Genomic DNA, 20285 nt, shown 5'->3' with positions numbered 1-20285 from the left:
CACCGAGCCCAGGTGGCGGAATTGGTAGACGCGCAGGTTTCAGGTACCTGTGGCAGAAATGTCGTGGAAGTTCGAGTCTTCTCCTGGGCACCATATCTACCCGGCTGCGCCGCATGCTCAAGACCTCCCCTCCGGGGGTGGCGGGAAGCAGAGCGGCGTTCGTCGTTTCTGGGGTCCGTGGCCGGGGACCGTGACACGCGGGAATGCCACTGATGCCCATCGATCTCCATGACGGCGACCTGCCGGACGGTCTCGACCTGAAATCCCTCGCCCGCGACAACGCGGTCGCCATCGACACCGAAACGATGGGGCTGAACCCCCACCGCGACCGGCTGTGCCTCGTCCAGCTGTCGCCCGGCGACGGCACAGTGCATCTGGTGCAGTTCCGCCAGGGCCGCTACGAGGCGCCGAACCTCAAGCGCCTGCTCGCTGATCCCGAGGTTACCAAGCTCTTCCACTTCGCCCGCTTCGACGTGGCGGTGATGCAGCAGTATCTCGGCGTGGTCTGCCAGCCGGTCTACTGCACCAAGGTGGCGTCCAAGCTGGTACGCACCTTCACCGACAAGCACGGCCTGAAGGACCTCGTGAAGGACCTGCTGGGAGTGGAGCTGTCCAAGCAGCAGCAGTCCTCCGACTGGGGTGCCGACGAGCTGACGCCGGAGCAGATGAAGTACGCGGCCTCCGACGTGCTGCACCTGCACGACCTGAAGGCGAAGCTGGACGTGATGCTGGCGCGCGAAGGGCGCACGCACCTCGCCAAGGCTTGCTTCGACTTCCTGCCGGCGCGCGGCGCGCTCGACCTCGGCGGCTGGGAGCAGCCGGACATTCTGGCGCACTGAGCGTACCCCGACCGGGAATAGTCTCGGTGCCCCGGCCGTTGATGTGACGGGCTTGATTTGACCGCCTTAATTTGACCGGGGACGCGCTGGCGGGCATACTGCCGCGCGGATCATGCCCGTTCGTGCATATGCAAAACAGCACGGCGGCACCATACCTGTTTGGATAACTTGAAAGAGGCAAGCGCAGCCTTGACCAGCCTGATCGACCGTCCGGCCGCCACGGAGCAGCGGGACACGCTCGCCACGGCCGTGCCCGACCGCGACCTCGCCAGCGCCGTGCGCGTTCTGCGCATGGAGGCCGAGGCGCTGACCGCGCTCGCCGCCAGCCTGGACGGCGCCTTCACCCGCGCGCTCGACACGCTGGCCGGCATCGAGGGGCGCGTCGTCGTGACCGGCATGGGCAAGTCGGGCCATGTCGGGCGCAAGATCGCCGCCACGCTGGCCTCCACCGGCACGCCGGCCTTCTTCGTCCATCCGGGCGAGGCGAGCCATGGCGACCTCGGCATGATCACGCGCGCCGACGCAGTCATCGCCCTGTCCAATTCCGGCGAGACGAATGAGCTGTCGGACGTCGTCGCCTTCACGCGCCGCTTCGCCATCCCGCTGATCGGGGTCACGCGCCGCGCCGGCTCCTCGCTGGCCGAGCAGTCGGACATCGCGCTGATCCTGCCGGCTGCGCCGGAGGCCTGTCCGCTGGGTCTCGCGCCGACCACATCGACCACCATGACGCTGGCTCTGGGTGACGCCCTGGCGGTCGCGCTGTTGGAGCGTCGAGGCTTCACCGCGTCGGACTTCAAGGATCTGCATCCGGGCGGGCAGCTCGGCCGGGCGCTGCTGAAGGTGACCGACGTGATGCACAAGGGAGAGAATATGCCCTTGTGCCGTCTGGACACCTCGCTGTCCGACGTCATTCTGGAGATGACGGCCAAGCGGCTGGGCTGCGTCGGCGTGCTGGACGATTCCGGTGCGCTGGTCGGCGTCATCACCGACGGCGACCTGCGCCGCCATCTGGCGCCGGAACTGCTGGTGGAGCGTGCCGACAGCATCATGTCGCCCCGGCCGAAGACGATCCGCCCCAAGGCGCTCGTCGTCGAGGCGTTGCGGGAGATGAACGAGAAGCAGATCACCACCCTGTTCGTGATCGAGGCGGACCGGCCGCTGGGCGTCGTGCACATCCACGACTGCTTGCGCGCCGGGGCGGCCTGAGCACCGGGGACGGAATAGGAAAGAGCCATGAGCGCGCACGACCTGCAGACGGACGAGAGGCCGCGGACCGGGGCATCGGCCCCGCCGCGCGGGCCCGCGCCGGCCGCGCGCGCCCACCGGCGTCGGGAAATCCGGCCGGTCAGCCGCGTTTACAGCCGCTTCGTCACCATGATGAAGTTCGCTCTGCCGGCGGCGGCGCTCGCCCTCATGGCCCTGCTCGCCGCTTGGCCGTCGCTGACCGAACTGCCGACCCCGAAGATTTCCGCCGACAAGGGGCAGCTCGAAATGATCAAGCCGCGCTACATCGCGGCGGACGAGCACAACCAGCCCTTCTCCGTGGTTGCCGTCCAGGCCGACAAATCGGCCGACCAGCCGGACATCATCCTGCTCGACCAGCCGGAGGCGGAGATGACCCAGAACGACGGGGCCTGGGTGACCATCCGGTCCGACAAGGGCTGGTACGATCAGACCACCGGCATTCTGAAGATGCGCGGCAACGTCCGCGTCCTGCGCGACGACGGCAACGAGTTCACGACGACCGAAGCCGATGCCGACGTGCGGAAGGGCACCGCCTGGGGCGACCAGCATGTGGAAGGGCAGGGGCCGCAGGGCGTCATCAACGCCCAGGGCTTCCGCCTGTCCGACCGCGGCAAGACCGTGGTGTTCCTGAACCAATCCAAGGCCGACGTTCAGGCCGCCGAACGTCCGGGAGGTAAGAAGCGTTGAGTGCACGTTCCCTCACGGCGGGGGCGGCGCTGGCCGCCCTGTTGGCGCTGTCACCTGAATTTGCCTTTGCCCAGGGGCTTCCCGGCATGTCCGGCAGCGGCGGCATGCCGGTCGAGGTCAACGCCGATCAGGCCATCGAATGGCACCAGGACGTGCGCGCCTACGTGGCGCGCGGCAACGCCTCGGCCAAGCGCGGCGACACCACGCTTTACGCCGACGTGCTGACCGCCTACTACCGCGAGGTTCCCGGCAAGGGGAACGAGGTGTTCCAGCTGGTCGCCGACGGCAACGTCAAGATCCTCGGCAACGCCCAGCAGGTGTTCGGCGACCGTGGCGTCTATGACGTGGACAAGCAGGTGGCCGTGGTCACCGGCCGGAACCTGAAGCTGGTCACCAAGACCGATGTGGTCACCGCCCGCGACAGCCTGGAATATTACGAGGCCAGGGAGATGGCCGTGGCGCGCGGCGACGCCGTGGCGACGCGCGGCAACGACACGCTGCGGGCCGACGTGCTGATCGGCCAGTTCAAGAAGGGGCCGGACGGCTCGACGGTGATGGAGCGGATCGACGGTTCCGGCCATGTGGTCGTCACCACCGCCACCGACGTGGCCCTGTCCGACAAGCTGGTCTATTCGGTTGCCGACGAGACGGCGGTGCTGATCGGCGACGTGAAGATCACGCGCGGCGACAACCAGCTGAACGGCGAAGCGGCCGAGATGAACATGAAGACGAAGATCAACCGGGTGATCGCCGGCCCGGCGACCGGCGGCCGGGTGTCGGGCCTGCTCATCCCCGGCCAGGGCCAGCAGCCGGGCGCCGCGCCCGTGCCGGCCAAGCCGGCCGCGAAGCCTTGACCGCCGGTAACGAACCAATGGCCATGGACATCGAAGACAGGCCCGATTACGCCGCCACCGCGCCAAGCGCCGCGCCGGCCGCCGGCCCAGCCAAAGAGGCGGCCGTGCCGACCGAGGGGCTTGTCGCCCTGCATCTCGGCAAGGCCTACAAGAAGCGCCCCGTGGTGCGCGACGTCTCCGTCAGCGTCCAGCGCGGCGAGGCGGTCGGGCTGCTCGGCCCCAACGGCGCGGGCAAGACCACCTGCTTCTACATGATCACCGGGCTGGTGGCGTCCGATTCGGGCACCATCCTGCTCGACGGGCAAGATATCACCGCGCTGCCCATGTACCGGCGCGCTCGGCTCGGCATCGGCTACCTGCCGCAGGAAGCCTCGATCTTTCGCGGCATGTCGGTGGAGAACAACATCCGCGCCGTGCTGGAGGTGGTCGAGACCAACCGCGACGCCCGCGAGGCGATGCTGGACGAGCTGCTGGCCGAATTTTCCATCACGCACCTGCGCCGCGCCCCCGCGCTGGCCCTGTCCGGCGGTGAGCGCCGCCGCGTGGAGATCGCCCGCGCGCTGGCCTCGCAGCCGCACTTCATCCTTCTGGACGAGCCGCTGGCCGGTATCGACCCGATTGCCGTGAACGACATCCGCGAATTGGTCGGCCATCTGCGCGACCGGGGTATCGGGGTGTTGATAACGGATCACAACGTAAGAGAAACGCTCGACCTCGTCGATCGGGCATACATCTTGCACGATGGTGTGGTACTAATGGAGGGAGAGCCGTCGGAGATCGTGGCGCACGAGGATGTGCGCCGGGTCTACCTCGGCGACCGGTTCAGCCTCTAGCCTGGTCCTCCCGCCCATGGCGCTCAGTCAACGTCTCGATCTCCGTCAGGCCCAAACTCTGGTCATGACGCCCCAGCTGCAGCAGGCCATCAAGCTGCTGCAGCTCTCGAACATCGAGCTGTCCGACTTCGTGGACCGGGAGATCGAGCAGAACCCTCTGCTTGAGCGCGACAGCGGTCCCGGCGATTCGGGCGGGTCCGATGGTGGCGGCGACGGCGGTTCGGATTCGGCCGGCGCGGAACGCTCCAACCTCGACGAACCGCCGGCACCCATTCCCGACGGGCGCACCCGCGACACGGTGGAGATGACCTCGTCGGAGACGATGGGCTCCTCCTCCGACTCGCCGCTCGACACCGATTTCGAGAACGTCTATTCCGACGACCGTTTTTCCGACGGCACAGACGGTTCCAGCGACGTCTACGGCCAGTGGAACGAGCGCGGCGGGCGCGGCGGCTTCGAGGATGACGACTCGAACTTGGAGGCCACGCTCACCGGCCAGAAGAGCCTGCGCGACCATCTCATCGAACAGCTCAAGGTCGATCTGCCGACGCATGGCGACCAGCTGATCGGCCTTGCCCTGATCGACATGCTGGACGAGGCCGGCTGGCTCGTGGGGCTGGAGGTCGACGCGCTCGCCGGCCAGCTCGGCTGCGAGCCGGAGCGGGTGGAGCGGGTGCTGGCCGCCGTCCAGCGCTTCGACCCGCCGGGCATCTTCGCCCGCTCGCTGAAGGAATGCCTCGCCATACAGCTGCGCGAGAAGAACCGGCTCGACCCCGCCATGGCGGCGCTGCTCGACAATCTGGAGCTTCTGGCGGCGCGCAACCTGCCGGCCCTGATGAAGGTCTGCGGGGTGGATGCCGAGGACATCGCCGACATGGTGTCGGAGATCCGAAAGCTGAACCCGAAGCCGGCGCTGTCCTTCGACCACACCCCGGCCCAGCTGGTGACGCCGGACATCCTGATGCGCGCCAACCCCGGCGGCGGCTGGCTGATCGACCTGAACCCCGACACGCTGCCGCGCGTGCTGGTCAACCACCGCTACTTCGCGCGCATCTCAGGCACGGCCCGGAACAAGGCCGACAAGGAATACATCACCGAACGCTTTCAGTCGGCCAACTGGCTGGTCAAGTCGCTGCACCAGCGCGCGACCACCATCCTGAAGGTGGCGGGGGAGATCATTCGCCAGCAGGACGCTTTCTTCATCCACGGCGTTTCGCACCTGAAGCCGCTGATCCTCCGCGACATCGCCGAGGCCATCGGCATGCACGAAAGCACGGTCAGCCGCGTCACCACCAACAAGTTCATGGCGACCCCGCGCGGCGTGTTCGAGTTGAAGTATTTCTTCACATCCGCGATCCAGGGGGCGGATGGGCAGGCCGCCCACTCGGCGGAGGCGGTGCGCCATCGCATCAAGACCATGATAGACGCCGAAAAGCCCGAGGACGTGTTGTCCGACGACAAAATCGTCGAGATATTGCGCGGCGAAGGGATCGACATTGCGCGCCGGACGGTTGCGAAGTATCGTGAAGCCATGCGCATACCGTCATCGGTGCAGCGACGCCGTGCCAAGATGTCACGCATGTAGGCGGTTCGGGATAGGGCGGTCGTTCGTTGACAGCCTAAGCCTTGACCACTATGGTCCCGGTCCGCACATGGCGGCCCGCCGTCGTTTTCTGTCCATCGCGGACCAATTTGGAAACCTCCCAAAATGCAACTGACCGTCAAAGGCAAGCAGCTTGACGTTGGCGATGCTCTGCGCACCCATGTCGCGGACAGCCTGAACACCGTCGTCGGCAAGTATTTCAACAAGCCGATCGAGGCCAACGTCGTCCTGACCAAGGATGCCCACCTGTTCAAGGCCGACATCCAGGTCCATGTGGGCCGCGGCATCGTCCTGCAGAGCGCTTCCGAGGCGACCGAGCCGTATCCGGCCTTCGACACCGCGTGCGACAAGCTGTCCAAGCGCCTGCGCCGCTACAAGAGCCGCCTGCGCGATCACCACAACGGCGATGCCACGCATGAGCCGGTGCCCGCCCGCTACCAGGTCCTGGAAGCGGAGAAGGACGACCACCATGTCGAGGACGAGGCCTTGGCCGAGAAGGCCCAGCCCATCGTCGTCGCCGAGATGGAAACCTCCATCGTGACCTCGACGGTGAGCGAAGCTGTGATGCGTCTGGAACTGGCGGAAGCGCCGGCCCTCCTGTTCCGCAACAGCGCCCATGGCCGCCTGAACCTGGTGTACCGCCGGGCCGATGGCAACATCGGCTGGGTCGACCCCGCGGAGAAGGCCGGCGCCTGATCTGTCGGGTTCCGTCTCAACCACATTCGACGCGTCATGCTCGATCTCATCACGCCGCACGCCATCATCCCCAACCTCAAGGCCGGCAGCAAAAAGCAGGCTTTGCAGGACATGGCGCGCAAGGCGGCCGAGCTGACCGGCCAGCACGAACGGGCGATCTTCGACGTCCTGCTGGAACGCGAGCGGTTGGGCACCACCGGCGTGGGCCATGGCATCGCCATCCCGCACGGCAAGCTGCCCAACCTCGACCGTGTCCACGGCGTTTTCGCCCGGCTGGAACGGCCCATCGACTTCGATGCGATCGATGAGCAACCGGTCGACCTGATCTTTCTTCTGCTGGCCCCGGAACACGCCGGCGCTGATCATCTGAAAGCGCTCGCCCGCGTCTCGCGGCTGCTGCGCGATCAGTCCATGTGCGAAAAACTGCGCGGCTCGGACTCGGCGGATGCGATCTACGCTCTGCTGACCCAACACGAAGCCAGCCACGCGGTGTGAAGAAAAAACGGGAGAGCGAAAGCTCTCCCGTTTTTCTTTTTCACTTAGGAAATCTCATTCTGCAGGCGCGGCAACGGTGTACGTGTACTCGTCGGTTGGGCCGCGCTGACGCTTGGCCCAACCGCCCGATCCTCCCTTACGCCCGCGCCCCTTACGCCCGCTCGGCCCAGGCCATGTAGTTCACGTCCAGGTCCCGCGCGTTCAGCTTGAACTCGTCGGACAGCGGGCTGTACGTCAGGCCGGTCAGGTCCTTGATGGCCAGCCCGTGCGCGCGTACGGCGGCGGCCAGTTCGCTGGGGCGCAGGAACTGGCGCCAGTTGTGGGTGCCGCGCGGCAGCCAGCGCAGGATGTACTCCGCCCCCACGATGGCCAGCGCGAAGGACTTCGGCGTGCGGTTCAGAGTCGCCAGGAACAGCACGCCGCCGGGCGCCAGCAATTCCGAAAGCGATTTTACGAACAGGTCCACGTCGGCGACGTGCTCGATCACCTCCATCGCCAGAATCACGTCGAATCGCTCACCGCTGGCCGCCAGGGCTTCGGCCGTCGTCGCGCGGTAGTCCACGGGCGTGCCGGTTTCGGCCGCATGGGCGGCGGCGGTCTTCACGTTCTTTTCCGCCGCGTCCACGCCGACCACCGTGGCGCCCATGCGCGCGACCGGTTCGGACAGCAGGCCGCCGCCGCAGCCGATGTCCACCACGCGCAGGCCCTTCAACGGCTCCGGCGCCAGCGGATCGCGGCCCAGCCGGGCGCAGACGGTGTCGCGGATGTAGGTCAGGCGCAGCGGGTTCAGGCGGTGCAGGGGCCGGAACTTGCCCGTGGGGTCCCACCATTCCGCGGCGATGGCGGAGAAGCGGGCAATATCCTCTGGGTCTACGGTCCCGGCGGTCCCGGCAGTCGCGGTCATGGAAGAAATTCCGTATGCTGGTTGGATCGAAACAATTGCGGGGCGAACTTGCCTCGCTGTGAGCGACAGAGTATGGATACGCCGCCCCGCGCCGGCAACGGTAGAGCGGGGGGCGCGGCAGGCCGGCGTTGGTTCCGGCCCAGAAATGGTGTGAGGTATGGCGCGGATCGTCCTCAAGTTCGGTGGCACGTCGGTCGGCGACATCGACCGCATCAAGAACGTGGCTCGCAAGGTCGAGCAGGAAGTCAAGGCGGGCCATCAGGTGGCGGTCATCGTGTCGGCGATGTCCGGCGTGACCAACCAGCTCGTCAAGCACTGCAACGACATCGACAAGCTGCACGACGCGCGCGAATACGACGCGATCGTCGCGTCGGGTGAGCAGGTGACCTCCGGTCTCCTGGCCATCGCGCTGCAGTCGATCGGCATCCCGGCCCGCTCGTGGCTGGGCTGGCAGATTCCCATCTACAGCGACGACACGCACGGCAAGGCGCGCATCGTCTCCATCGAGACGACCGAGCTTGAGAAGCAGATGGAGACCGGCGAAGTCGCCGTGATCGCCGGCTTCCAGGGCGTGACCAAGGACGGGCGCATCACCACGCTGGGCCGTGGTGGATCCGACACCTCGGCGGTGGCCGTGGCTGCGGCGGTGAAGGCCGACCGCTGCGACATCTACACCGACGTGGACGGCGTCTACACGACCGACCCGCGCATCGTCACGAAGGCCAAGAAGCTCTCCAAGATCACCTACGAGGAGATGCTGGAGCTGGCCTCGCAGGGTGCCAAGGTCCTGCAGACCCGTTCGGTCGAAATGGCGATGAACCACCGCGTGCGCGTGCAGGTTCTGTCGAGCTTCGAGGAGGCCGCCGGCAGCGCGCTTCCCGGTACCCTTGTTGTTGACGAGGACGAGATCGTGGAAAAGGAAGTTGTGAGCGGCATCGCCTACAGCCGCGACGAGGCGAAGATCACCCTCATCGGCGTCGCCGACCGTCCGGGCGTGGCGGCCAGCATCTTCGGCCCGCTGACCGACAACGCCGTCAACGTGGACATGATCGTCCAGAACGTGTCCGAGGACGGCAAGTCCACGGACCTGACCTTCACGGTCGGCAAGGCCGACGTCGCCCGCGCCGTGAAGGTGCTGGAGGACGCCAAGGCCGAGCTGAACTACCAGCGCCTGGCGTCGGACGCCAACGTGGTGAAGGTGTCGGTGATCGGCGTCGGCATGCGCAGCCACGCCGGTGTCGCGCAGCGCATGTTCAAGGCGCTGGCCGACAAGGGCATCAACATCCAGGTCATCTCCACCTCCGAGATCAAGATTTCGGTCCTGATCGCCGAGGAGTACGCGGAGCTGGCTCTGCGCGCGCTGCACACCGCCTACGGCCTGGACGCGGCCTGAGCGGATAGGGAAGGGGAGAGCCGGTCATGACCGACGTCATATCCGACGCGGCGGCACGGGCACGGCTCGACCAGCTGTGGGCGCGGGGGCGCGCCTTCCTCGGCACGCGGACCGCCATCATGGGCGGTGCGATGAGCTGGGTGTCGGAACGCCACCTCGTGTCCGCCATCTCCAACGCCGGCGGCTTCGGCGTCGTGGCCTGCGGGTCGATGACGCCGGACCAGCTGGCGGCGGAGATTGCCGGAACGAAGGGGCTGACGGACAAGCCCTTCGGCGTGAACCTCATCAACATGCACCCGGATCTCGATCACCTGATCGACGTCTGCCGGGAGCAGGCGGTGGGCCACGTGGTGATTGCCGGCGGTTTTCCGTCCGGCGCCACGATCCGGAAGATCAAGGACGGCGGCGCCAAGGTCATGGCCTTCGCCCCCACCCTGGTCAGCGGCCGGCGCATGGTGAAGATCGGCGCCGACGCCCTGGTGATCGAGGGCACGGAGGCCGGCGGCCACATCGGCCCGGTGTCCACCACCGTGCTGGCTCAGGAAATCCTACCCGACCTGCGCGAGGTCCCGGTCTTTGTGGCCGGCGGCATCGGCCGGGGCGAGGCCATTGTCGCCTATCTGGAATTGGGTGCGGCGGGCGTGCAGATCGGCACGCGCTTCGTTTGCGCGACCGAATCCATCGCGCATCCCAACTTCAAGCAGACCTTCATCCGGGCGTCCGCCCGCGACGCCCAGGCGTCGGTGCAGCTTGATCCGCGCTTCCCGGTGATCCCGGTGCGCGCGCTCGCCAACGCGGGCGCCCGCCGCTTCATCGAGCTTCAGCGCGAGGTCATCGCCAAGGTGGACCGGGGTGAGATGAGCCGCGACGCCGGCCTGCTGGAAATCGAACATTTTTGGGCCGGCGCCCTGCGCCGCGCGGTGATTGACGGCGATGTCGAGACCGGCTCCCTCATGGCCGGCCAGAGCGTCGGCCTCGTCACACGGGAACAACCGGTCGCCGAGATCATCGCCGATCTGGTGGCCCAGGCCGAATCGGCGCTCGTCCAACGCCAGGGCGGCGCGGTGCTTCCCTTCGGTGAACCGGCTGTCTTAGGAGCGGCGTGACATGAGCAGCGCCGTCGGCGAGGTTCCTCCCACTGGCAAGGATGGCGCCCCCGGTTTCGACGGCGCCGCGTCGCGCCGCCTGCTCGCGCGGCTGCGCGATGTCATGGCCGGTTCGGGCACCGGACAGGACCGGCTCGACAAGATCGTCTCGCTGATCGCGATGGAGATGGGGGCGGACGTCTGCTCCTGCTACGTCATGCGCGCGGGCGAGGTGCTGGAGCTGTTCTCGACCGAAGGTCTGAACAAGGACGCCGTGCACAACACACGCTTGCGCGTCGGCGAAGGCATCGTTGGCGACATCGCCGGGCACGCGCGGCCCATCGCGCTCGACAACGCGCCCTCGCACCCCAGCTTCGCCTACCGCCCGGAAACGGGTGAAGATCCGTTCCTCTCCCTCGCGGGCGTGCCGATCCTGCGCGGCGGCAAGGTGCGCGGCGTTCTGGTCATCCAGCACAAGGACCGCCGCCGCTACGTGGAGGAGGAGGTCGAGACCCTCCAGACCATCGCCATGGTGGTGGCCGAGCTGGTCGCCCAGGGCGAGCTGGTCAACCCGCAGGAAGTCGCCTCCACCGGCGATCCGGCGCTTCTGCCGGCGCGCCTGTCCGGCACCGCGCTGACTGGCGGCCTGTCCATGGGTCTCGCGGTCATCCACCGGCCGCAGCTGACCATCCGCCAGATGGTCGCCGAGGACGCGGAGGTCGAGCTGGAGCGGCTGAACGCCGCGCTGGCCACCATGCACAGCGCCATCGACGATCTTCTGGCCGCTGCCGCGCTGGCCGGCCTGGGCGAGCCGAAGGACATTCTGGAAACCTACCGCATGTTCGCGGAGGACCGGGGATGGCTGTCGCGCATCCGCGAGGCGATCCGCATGGGCCTGACGGCGGAAGCCGCGGTGCAGCAGGTGCAGAACGACACCCGCGCCCGCATGAGCCACCTGACGGACCCCTACATCCGCGAACGGCTGCTTGATCTCGAAGACCTGACCAACCGTCTGCTCCAACACCTCGCCGGCCGCAAGTCGGAGGCGGACGGCGGCACCCTGCCGGACGAGATCGTGGTGGTCGCCCGCTCCATGGGGCCGGCGGAACTGCTCGACTACGACCAGCGCCGCCTGCGCGGGGTGATCCTGGAGGAAGGCTCGCCGTCCAGCCACGTCTGCATCGTCGCCCGCGCGCTGAACATCCCGGTGGTCCAGGCGTCCGACGCGCTGAACCGCGTGGAGCCGCTCGACCCCGTGATCGTGGACGGCGACCATGGACAGGTCTTCGTGCGCCCGGCCGAAGACATTCAGATGGCCTTCGCGGAGAGCGTCGCGCTCCGCACCCGGAAGGAGCAGATGTACGCGGAGATCCGCGCGCTGCCCTCGGTGACGCGCGACGGCACGCCCATCTCGATTCAGCTGAACTGCGGCCTGCTCATCGACCTGCCGCACCTGCACGCCAGCGGGGCGGAAGGCATCGGCCTCTACCGCACGGAAATTCCCTTCATGGTGCGCTCGTCCTACCCGGACGTTCAGGCGCAGACCGACCTCTACGCCCGCATCCTGCACGAGGCCGGGGACAAGCCGGTGGTCTTCCGCACGCTGGATGTCGGCGGCGACAAGATGCTGCCCTACATCGTGGCGGGCGAGGAGGAGAACCCGGCGCTCGGCTGGCGGGCGATCCGCATCGGTCTCGACCATCCGTCTCTGCTGCGGCAGCAGCTCCGCTCGCTGCTGCGGGCGGCGGCCGGGCGCCCCCTGTCGGTGATGTTCCCGATGATCGCCGAGGTGGCCGAGTTCGACGCCGCCAAGCGTCTGCTTGACCTGGAGCTGAAGCGGCTGGGGTCGCAGGGCGTGGAGCCGCCGAGCCGCCTGCGCGTCGGCACGATGATTGAGGTTCCATCCCTGCTGTGGCAGCTGCCGGCCCTGCTGCCGCGCGTCGATTTCCTGTCGGTCGGCTCCAACGATCTGACGCAGTACATTTTCGCCAGCGACCGGGGCAACCCGCGCACGGCGACCCGTTACGACCCGCTGTCGCCAGCCATGCTGTGCCTGCTGCGCCGGCTGGTGGATGCCTGCGGCGAGGCCCGCGTGTCGCTCAGCATCTGCGGCGAGATGGCCGGCCGGCCGCTCGACGCCATGGCGCTGATCGGGATTGGCTTCCGCACCTTGTCGATGGCCCCGCCGTCGGTCGGCCCGGTCAAGACCATGCTGCGCTCGCTGGACGTGGCGGCGTTGCGCCAGTACATGGCCGGGCTCTATCAGCGCGGCGACCACAGCCTGCGCGACAAGCTGTGCAGCTTCGCCAAGGACCATGGCGTGTTGATCTAGAGAGTGTTGATCCGGACCTGTTGATCCAAAGAAACACACCTCTCCAAAATCGTTCGTAACTGCGACGTTTTGTTACAACGGCTCGGCCGATTGGCGTATACAACGTCGCTTAATTCGCGGTCATTCCCGGTTGCGCGCGCACCTGCGGCGGCGTACCCATCCGGGGGGTGCATCCGCCTGATTTCCAGAGCGACGGTACGGCTGACATGATGGGCAAGCGCAAGGTTTTTGGCACTCTCGACCCCGCCGTACAGGAAGGCGCCGTCGCCACCGGCCCCAGCGTGTCCGACACGCTGCGCGAAGCGCGCGAGAGCATCGGGGTGGAACTGCGCGACGTGGCCGCCATGCTGCGCATCCGCTACCCCTACCTGCAAGCCATCGAGTCCGGTCGGTTCGAGGAGCTTCCGGGCACCGCCTACGCCGTCGGTTTCCTGCGCTCCTACGCCGAGTATCTGGGCCTGGATCCCGAGTCCGTCGTCACCCGCTACAAGGAAGAGACGACCGGCAAGACGCGCAGCCAGCAGCTCTATTTCCCGACGCCTGTTCCGGAAGGCCGCATTCCCGGCGGCACGGTCCTGCTCGTCACGATGGTGCTGGCCGGCATCGTCTACGGCGGCTGGTATTATCTGTCGGCGACCGACCGCAGCATGGTGGACCTCGTTCCCACGCTGCCGGACCGGCTGGTCTCGCTGCTCGACACCCTGCCGCTCGGCTCCGGCAGCCAGCCTCCGGTTTCCGCCGATCCGGCTCCGGCGCCCGTGGTGGCGGCTCCGGTGGTGTCCGCTCCCGTCACGACCGCCGAAGCCCCCCCCGCCGTTCCGCCTGCGGCCGGCGGCGCCTCGGCCCCGCCGGCTCCCCCGCCGCCCAGCGTTCCGCCTGTGGCCGTGGCGCCCGCACCCGGCCCGGCTCCTGCTCCGGTCGCAACTCCCGTTCCGGCACCCGCCCCAGCCCCCGTCGCGAGCGCACCCGCGCCCGCTTCCGTTCCGGCGGCCCCGACTCCGGCGATGAAGCCCTCGCTGAGCCCGGCTCCCGCCGCCGCGATCCCCGCCGCTCCGCCGGCCGCTCCCCCGGTGATGGCGGTCGTTCCGCCCCCACCGTCCGATGAGGACGAGGCCGAGGCGACGACTCAGGAACCGACACCCCTGTCGCCGGGCGCCACTGCCCTGGCCAACACGGCCCCGACCGCGCCCGCCGCCCGCGCACCCGGCGAACAGGCCGGCGGACTGCCGTCCAAGGTCTACGGCAGCCAGAACCAAGCCTCCCGCGTCCAGCTCCGCGCCACGCAGGACAGCTGGATTCAGGTCCGCGACGGCAACGGCGAGATCATCTTCACCCGCGTGCTGAAGCCGGGCGACGTGTACCGCGTGCCCGACCGCTCCGGCATCCGCGTGCGCACCGGCAACGCCGGCGGCCTGACCGTGGTGACCGACGGGGTGGAAGGCGCTCCGCTGGGCGCGGTCGGGCAGGTTCTGCGCGATGTGGCGCTCGACCAGCACGCCCCGACCCTGCGCGGCAGCGGCACGCACTGATCCCCACGCCCGCCGGATTCACCCCAGCCGAATTGACCCTTGAATCCGGCGCGCCGGACCGCACTTCAGGCGTAACGCCGGCTGCGCTATAAGGGCGCGTCCGGCGTTCCGGCTATTGTGCTCCTGTCCCGCTGCCCCGAGGCCTGTCCCCATGAGCGTCCGCCCCTACCGCGAGATCCACCGCCGCAAGTCCCGCCAGATCCGCGTGGGCAACGTGCTCGTCGGCGGCGACGCGCCGATCTCCGTCCAGACCATGACCAACACGCCCACGGCGGACGTGAAGGCGACGGTGGAGCAGATCCAGGCGGCGGAGCGGGTGGGCGCCGACATCGTCCGCGTCTCCTGCCCCGATCAGGAATCGGCGCTGGCGCTGAAGGACATCGTGCGGCAGGTCAAGGTGCCGGTCGTCGCCGACATCCATTTCCACTACAAGCGCGCCATCGAGGCGGCGGAGAGCGGTGCGGCCTGCCTGCGCATCAACCCCGGCAACATCGGCTCGGCCGAGCGCGTGCGCGAGGTGGTGAAGGCGGCCAAGGATCATGGCTGCTCCATGCGCATCGGCGTCAACGCCGGCTCGCTGGAACAAGATCTGCTGGAGAAGTACGGCGAGCCCTGCCCGGAGGCGCTGGTCGAAAGCGCGCTCAACCACGCTAAAATCCTCGAAGACCATGACTTCACCGAGTTCAAGATCTCGGTCAAGGCGTCCGACGTCTTCCTGGCCGTCGCCGCCTACCAGGGCTTGGCCGAGGCTTGCGACTACCCCCTGCACATCGGCATCACGGAGGCGGGCGGCCTGCGCGCCGGCACGGTGAAATCGTCCATCGGCCTGGGCATGTTGCTGTGGTCGGGCATCGGCGACACGATGCGCGTCTCCCTCTCCGCCGATCCGGCCGAGGAGGTTCTGGTCGGCTACGACATGCTGAAGTCGCTGGGCCTACGCCGTCGTGGCGTGACGGTCATCTCGTGCCCGAGCTGCGCGCGTCAGAACTTCAACGTCATCAAGACGGTGGAGGTGCTGGAACAGCGCCTCGCCCACATCACCACGCCGCTGACCCTCTCCGTGATCGGCTGTGTCGTGAACGGCCCCGGCGAGGCGCGCGAGACCGATATCGGCCTGACCGGCGGCGGCAACAACACCCATCAGGTCTATCTGTCCGGCGTGACCGATCACCGCCTGAAGGACCAGGACATCGTCGAGCACCTCGTCGGGCTTGTCGAGAAGAAGGCCGCCGAGATCGAAGCCGCCAAGGCGGCCGCGGAAGCTGCGTCGGCGGCTGAGTAATTTTCAGATCCACAGATGAACGCAGATGGACACAGAGCGATCAGGCTCACCCTGAATCGCGATCTGTGTTTATCTGTGTTCATCTGTGGACAACAAACGCGTACCCGTGACCACCACCTCCTACCTCGTCATCGGCGCCAGCCATCGGACCTGCTCGGGCGCGCTCCGTGACCGTCTGACGACGGAAGAGGCGGAGGTGCCCCTGATGCTCGGCCGCCTGCGTGACCTCGGCTTCACCCAAGCCGTCTGGCTCAGCACCTGCGACCGGGTGGAGGTCCAAGCGGCCCATGAGCGCCCCAACGAGGCTGCGCTGGCCGTCGCGGACCTGCTGGCCGACCGCGCGGGCGTGCCGGAGCCGGACCTTGCCGACCAGCTCTACACCCACACCGGCGCGGACGCGATCCGTCACCTCTTCGCGGTCGCCTGCTCCCTCGACAGCCAGATCGTCGGCGAACCCCACATCCTCGGCCAATTGAAGGCGGCACACCGCCACGCCGCCACCGCCGGCCTGACCGGCCCCGAACTGGAAGCCGCCCTCCAGGCCGCCTATGCCGCCGCCAAGCGCGTGCGCAGCGAGACGCCCATCGCCGAGGGTGCGACCTCCCTCGTCGCCGCCGCCGTCCAGGTGGCCCGCGACCTGCACGGCGACCTGAAGCGCTGCTCCGGCCTGCTCATGGGCCTCGGCGACATGGGCGCCCTGGTGCTCGACGGCTTGCGAGAAGCTGGCCTCGGCCGCCTGACCGTCGCCTCTCCTGTGGACCGCCGAGCCGAATCCGCCGCCCGGCGCATGAACAGCCACTTCGTTCCTTGGGCCGATCTCGATTCCGCGCTGGCCGGTGCGGATATCGTGGTGACCGCGGCGGGTCTGGGGCGCTATATCCTTACCGGCCCGGCGATGGAGGCGGCGTTGAAGCGCCGCCGCCGTCGTCCGATGTTCGTGGTGGACGCCGCCATCCCGGCCGACGTGGATCCGGGCGTGACCGGCCTGGACGAGGCCTTCGTCTACGACCTCGCCGATCTGGAGCGCGTGGCGCTGCAAGGCCGGGTCGGGCGCGAGGCCGCGACGCGGGCCGCCTGGGCCATCGTGGACGAGGCTCTGGCCGGTTTCGTCCGCACCCGCGCCGAACGCGCCGCCGTGCCCGCCGTGGCGGCGCTGCGGGCGCATTTCGAGACGGAGCGGCGGCGGCTCCTGGCCGAGCATGGCGGGCTGGACGCGCAGGCGGCCACGCGGCTGCTGGTCAATCGGCTGCTGCACCGTCCGTCGGAGGTGCTGCGCTCCCTGGCCGCCGAGGGCGACGGAGCGGGCCTGACCGAACGGGCGGCTGCCGAGCGGCTGCTGTTGCGCCTGTTCGGGCTGGGTGACGAAGAAACGAGTGAGGACGAGCGACGTGAGCCTGGACGAGAAGTTCAATAAGGTCGTGGCCCGCCATGACGAGTTGCGCGATGCCCTGGCGGCGGGCACCACGGACCCTGGCGACTTCGCCCGGCTGTCGCGGGAGTATGCCGAACTTACCCCCATCGCCGAGGCGATCGGCGAGCTGAAGAAGGCCAGGGCGGAGGCCGCCGACCTCGCCGGCATGATCGCCGACCCCGCCGCCGACGCCGAGATGAAGGCGCTGGCCGAGGAGGAGTTCCACGACCTCACCAAGCGGCTGCCCGCCCTGGAGCGCCGCGTCCAGATCGCGCTGCTGCCCAAGGACGAGGCGGACGAGAAGAACGCCATCCTGGAGGTGCGCGCCGGCACCGGCGGCGACGAGGCCGCGCTGTTCGCCGCCGAGTTGTTCGAGATGTACCGCCGCTATTCCGCGCTGCACGGCTGGCGCTTCGAGACGATGGAGGTCAGCGAGACCGGCATCGGCGGCTACAAGGAGGCCATCGCCAACATCACCGGGCGCGGCGTGTTCGCCCGCCTGAAGTTCGAATCCGGCGTCCACCGCGTCCAGCGCGTTCCCGCGACCGAGACGCAGGGGCGCATCCACACCTCGGCCGCCACCGTCGCCGTGCTTCCCGAAGCCGAGGAAGTCGATATCCACATCGACGAGAAGGATCTGCGCATCGACGTGTTCCGCTCCTCCGGCCCCGGCGGCCAGTCGGTGAACACGACGGACAGCGCGGTGCGCATCACGCACCTGCCCACCGGCATCGTGGTCAGCCAGCAGGACGAGAAAAGCCAGCACAAGAACAAGGCCAAGGCCCTGAAGGTGCTGCGCGCCCGCCTGTACGAGGCCGAACGCTCCGCCAAGGACGCGGCCCGCGCGGCCGACCGCAAGAATCAGGTCGGCTCCGGCGACCGGTCGGAACGCATCCGCACCTACAACTTCCCGCAGGGCCGCGTGACCGACCACCGCATCAACCTGACGCTCTACAAGATCGACAAGGTAATGGCCGGCGAAGCCCTGGACGAGATGATCGACGCCCTGATCGCCGAGGACGAGGCCGCGCGCCTGTCCGAGTTGCAGTAACCTAATCCCCTCCCCTGCGAAGCGGGGGAGGGTTAGGGTGGGGGCAAGTGTCCGCATCCCGGATCCCTCCAAGAGCATCCAGAACGCTTTGTGCAACCCCCTCCGGATTGCCCAACACCTCATTGTTCCAGAATCGCAGGACCCGCCAGCCATGCAGCCGCAAATGCCTGTTCCGCGCCGCATCGTAGGCGGAATCCGCATGCTGGCCCCCGTCCACTTCGACAAGCAGCTTGGCCTCAATACAGGCGAAGTCCGCGATGTACGGCGGAATAGGGTGCTGCCGCCGGAACTTCCATCCGCCCAACTGCTCCCTGCGCAAAAACCGCCACAACATCGTCTCCGCATCCGTCGGCTGGGTGCGAAGGTCGCGAGCGCGGTACTTGAGCGTCACATCTCTCATCAGTGGTCTCGGGGGGATACTTGCCCCCATCCTAACCCTCCCCCGCTTCGCAGGGGAGGGGACATAATGTCCGGGTTGGATGGCGCGCGATGACCACTCTCCGCGCCCTTCGCCGCCTCGCCGAGTCCCGCCTTGCCGCCGCCGGCATCGACACGCCGGACCTCGACGCGCGCCTGCTGATTGAGCACGCGCTGGGCCTCACCCGCGAGGGCCTCTTCACCAGAGCCAACGATCCGGTCCCCGAGTCCGACGCCGCGCGCCTGCTCGCCTTGATCGACCGCCGCGCGGCGCACGAGCCAGTCGGCCGCATTCTCGGCCATCGGGAGTTCTGGACCCTCGACCTCGCGCTCAACGCCGACACGCTGGAACCGCGCCCGGACACCGAAACGGTGATTGAGGCGGTCCTGAAGGACATTCCCGACCCCAAGGCGCCGCTGCGCATCCTCGACCTCGGCACGGGGACCGGCTGCATCCTGCTGGCCCTGCTCGCCGAGTTGCCGAACGCGACCGGCCTTGGCGTGGACTTCAGCCCGAACGCGGTCGCCGCCTCCACCGCCAACGCCGCGCGCAATGGGCTCGCCGACCGCGCGCGCTTCCAGACCGGCGACTGGGGCGACGGCCTGGCCGAGCGGTTCGACGTGGTCGTCTCCAACCCGCCCTACATCCCCAGCGCCGACATCGCCACCCTCGCCCCGGAGGTGCGGGAGCACGACCCGCTCCGCGCGCTGGACGGCGGGCCGGACGGGCTCGCCCCCTACCGGATCATCGCGCGCCAACTGCCAAGCCTTCTCTCCCCCGGCGGAATTGCCGCGCTGGAGGTGGGGCAGGGGCAGGCGGGGGACGTGGCGCGGCTGCTCGCCGCAGCCGGCATCGCCGTCACCGGGATTTTCCGCGACCTCGGCGGCGTGGAACGATGCGTTCGGGGGCGGAATGATCGTTGAAACCGGGGTATCCCCCAAAAAAAAGGTTGGATTGCCCCGCCGTCCCCATTAGGGTGCATCGTACGACGGCGATCCCAGGGTTACCGGAGACTCTGAACCTTTGGGCAGAGAACCGCTTGACCAGCCGATATTTTGGGCGGGCACGTCGTTTGATCCCCGCGACCCATCCGTGGACCTTTTCCACGGCGGGCCCGGTGGCCGGGACGGCCGCCGGAGCGATCCGGGGAATGCGCTTCTCTTAGATGGGGCCTTAAGAGCCGAATGAGACAAGGACCGAACTCCAGGCGCTCGCGCGGTCGGGGCAACGGCGGCGGCGGCAGCGGTGGTGGAGGCGGTGGCGGTGGTGGCGGTGGCAACCGTCGCCAGAACGTCCCGCTGCGTCACCAGACCTTCGACAGCAACGGCCCGGACGTGCGCATCCGCGGCAACGCGTGGCAGGTCCACGAAAAATATCTGGCGCTGGCGCGCGACGCGGCGTCGTCGGGTGACCGCGTCCAGTCGGAAAACTATCTGCAGCACGCGGAACACTATTTCCGCATCATCAGCCAGATCCAGGAATCCGAGAACCGCCAGCGTGGCGGCGTGGGCGGCAACGGCCAGGGCCAGCCGCAGAGCGCCGGTTCGTCGGTTGAGGATGACGTGGCTGGCGAGGCCGGCGACGAGTCGGACGGTGCCGACGAGCGCGCAGCGCTCAACGCTTAACAG

Annotated in this window: 19 protein-coding genes and 1 tRNA gene; 18 read left to right on the top strand and 2 right to left on the bottom strand. The window is 68.2% G+C overall.

Features of this window, described 5'->3' with window-relative positions:
- The first annotated feature begins 6 nt into the window (after positions 1–6).
- From J2852_RS17560 to ptsN, 9 genes are all read left to right on the top strand, one after another.
- Positions 7–93: transfer RNA gene (locus tag J2852_RS17560), tRNA-Leu, on the top strand.
- 119 nt (positions 94–212) lie between these two features.
- Positions 213–839 (top strand): ribonuclease D, encoded by a 627-nt coding sequence (locus tag J2852_RS17555; protein ID WP_209877846.1) that lies wholly within the window; start codon positions 213–215, stop codon positions 837–839.
- A gap of 291 nt (positions 840–1130) precedes the next feature.
- The gene (locus J2852_RS17550) at positions 1131–2045 is read left to right on the top strand and encodes a KpsF/GutQ family sugar-phosphate isomerase (RefSeq protein ID WP_209877901.1); all 915 of its coding nucleotides are present in this window, start codon (positions 1131–1133) and stop codon (positions 2043–2045) included.
- A gap of 27 nt (positions 2046–2072) precedes the next feature.
- Entirely contained in the window at positions 2073–2771 is a 699-nt protein-coding gene (gene lptC, locus J2852_RS17545) for an LPS export ABC transporter periplasmic protein LptC (protein ID WP_209877844.1), read from the top strand.
- Positions 2768–3625, top strand: a complete 858-nt coding sequence (locus tag J2852_RS17540) for an LptA/OstA family protein (protein WP_209877842.1) — start codon at positions 2768–2770, stop codon at positions 3623–3625. The genes lptC and J2852_RS17540 overlap by 4 nt, the downstream gene beginning before the upstream one ends.
- Before the next feature lie 17 nt (positions 3626–3642).
- Positions 3643–4458 (top strand): LPS export ABC transporter ATP-binding protein, encoded by an 816-nt coding sequence (gene lptB / locus J2852_RS17535; protein WP_209877840.1) that lies wholly within the window; start codon positions 3643–3645, stop codon positions 4456–4458.
- A gap of 16 nt (positions 4459–4474) precedes the next feature.
- Positions 4475–6043, top strand: a complete 1569-nt coding sequence (gene rpoN, locus J2852_RS17530; RefSeq protein WP_209877838.1) for an RNA polymerase factor sigma-54 — start codon at positions 4475–4477, stop codon at positions 6041–6043.
- Between the two features lie 123 nt (positions 6044–6166).
- A complete protein-coding gene (hpf, locus tag J2852_RS17525; RefSeq protein WP_209877830.1) occupies positions 6167–6757 on the top strand; it encodes a ribosome hibernation-promoting factor, HPF/YfiA family in 591 nt (196 codons plus the stop codon).
- A 36-nt stretch (positions 6758–6793) separates the two neighbouring features.
- Positions 6794–7252 (top strand): PTS IIA-like nitrogen regulatory protein PtsN, encoded by a 459-nt coding sequence (gene ptsN, locus J2852_RS17520; RefSeq protein WP_209877828.1) that lies wholly within the window; start codon positions 6794–6796, stop codon positions 7250–7252.
- A gap of 151 nt (positions 7253–7403) precedes the next feature.
- Here ptsN and ubiG read toward each other — a convergent pair whose 3' ends face one another.
- Positions 7404–8156, bottom strand: a complete 753-nt coding sequence (gene ubiG, locus J2852_RS17515) for a bifunctional 2-polyprenyl-6-hydroxyphenol methylase/3-demethylubiquinol 3-O-methyltransferase UbiG (protein ID WP_209877826.1) — start codon at positions 8154–8156, stop codon at positions 7404–7406.
- 157 nt (positions 8157–8313) lie between these two features.
- On the opposite strand from ubiG, the gene J2852_RS17510 reads away from it, so the two are divergent.
- From J2852_RS17510 to prfA, 7 genes are all read left to right on the top strand, one after another.
- A complete protein-coding gene (locus tag J2852_RS17510) occupies positions 8314–9549 on the top strand; it encodes an aspartate kinase (protein ID WP_209877824.1) in 1236 nt (411 codons plus the stop codon).
- Positions 9550–9575: 26 nt separating this feature from the next.
- Positions 9576–10655 (top strand): NAD(P)H-dependent flavin oxidoreductase, encoded by a 1080-nt coding sequence (locus J2852_RS17505; RefSeq protein WP_209877822.1) that lies wholly within the window; start codon positions 9576–9578, stop codon positions 10653–10655.
- Between the two features lie 103 nt (positions 10656–10758).
- The gene (gene ptsP, locus J2852_RS17500) at positions 10759–12966 is read left to right on the top strand and encodes a phosphoenolpyruvate--protein phosphotransferase (protein ID WP_425514390.1); all 2208 of its coding nucleotides are present in this window, start codon (positions 10759–10761) and stop codon (positions 12964–12966) included.
- Positions 12967–13172: 206 nt separating this feature from the next.
- The gene (locus tag J2852_RS17495) at positions 13173–14495 is read left to right on the top strand and encodes a helix-turn-helix domain-containing protein (protein WP_246499772.1); all 1323 of its coding nucleotides are present in this window, start codon (positions 13173–13175) and stop codon (positions 14493–14495) included.
- A gap of 151 nt (positions 14496–14646) precedes the next feature.
- Positions 14647–15777, top strand: a complete 1131-nt coding sequence (gene ispG / locus J2852_RS17490) for a flavodoxin-dependent (E)-4-hydroxy-3-methylbut-2-enyl-diphosphate synthase (protein WP_209877819.1) — start codon at positions 14647–14649, stop codon at positions 15775–15777.
- 106 nt (positions 15778–15883) lie between these two features.
- Complete coding sequence (gene hemA / locus J2852_RS17485; RefSeq protein ID WP_209877817.1) at positions 15884–17191, top strand: glutamyl-tRNA reductase; 1308 nt, start codon at positions 15884–15886, stop codon at positions 17189–17191.
- Positions 17166–18239: a peptide chain release factor 1 gene (prfA, locus tag J2852_RS17480; RefSeq protein ID WP_209877815.1), complete on the top strand. Its 1074-nt coding sequence runs from the start codon at positions 17166–17168 to the stop codon at positions 18237–18239. The genes hemA and prfA overlap by 26 nt, the downstream gene beginning before the upstream one ends.
- A gap of 1 nt (position 18240) precedes the next feature.
- Here prfA and J2852_RS17475 read toward each other — a convergent pair whose 3' ends face one another.
- Complete coding sequence (locus J2852_RS17475; RefSeq protein ID WP_209877813.1) at positions 18241–18639, bottom strand: endonuclease domain-containing protein; 399 nt, start codon at positions 18637–18639, stop codon at positions 18241–18243.
- An 89-nt stretch (positions 18640–18728) separates the two neighbouring features.
- On the opposite strand from J2852_RS17475, the gene prmC reads away from it, so the two are divergent.
- The gene (gene prmC, locus J2852_RS17470) at positions 18729–19580 is read left to right on the top strand and encodes a peptide chain release factor N(5)-glutamine methyltransferase (protein ID WP_209877811.1); all 852 of its coding nucleotides are present in this window, start codon (positions 18729–18731) and stop codon (positions 19578–19580) included.
- A 261-nt stretch (positions 19581–19841) separates the two neighbouring features.
- Positions 19842–20282: a DUF4167 domain-containing protein gene (locus J2852_RS17465; RefSeq protein WP_209877810.1), complete on the top strand. Its 441-nt coding sequence runs from the start codon at positions 19842–19844 to the stop codon at positions 20280–20282.
- Positions 20283–20285: the final 3 nt, after the last annotated feature.

The organism is Azospirillum soli (assembly GCF_017876165.1).
Classification (GTDB): domain Bacteria; phylum Pseudomonadota; class Alphaproteobacteria; order Azospirillales; family Azospirillaceae; genus Azospirillum; species Azospirillum soli.
Note: the sequence above shows the minus strand (reverse complement) of the source record. Positions and strands in the feature narration are given on the sequence as shown.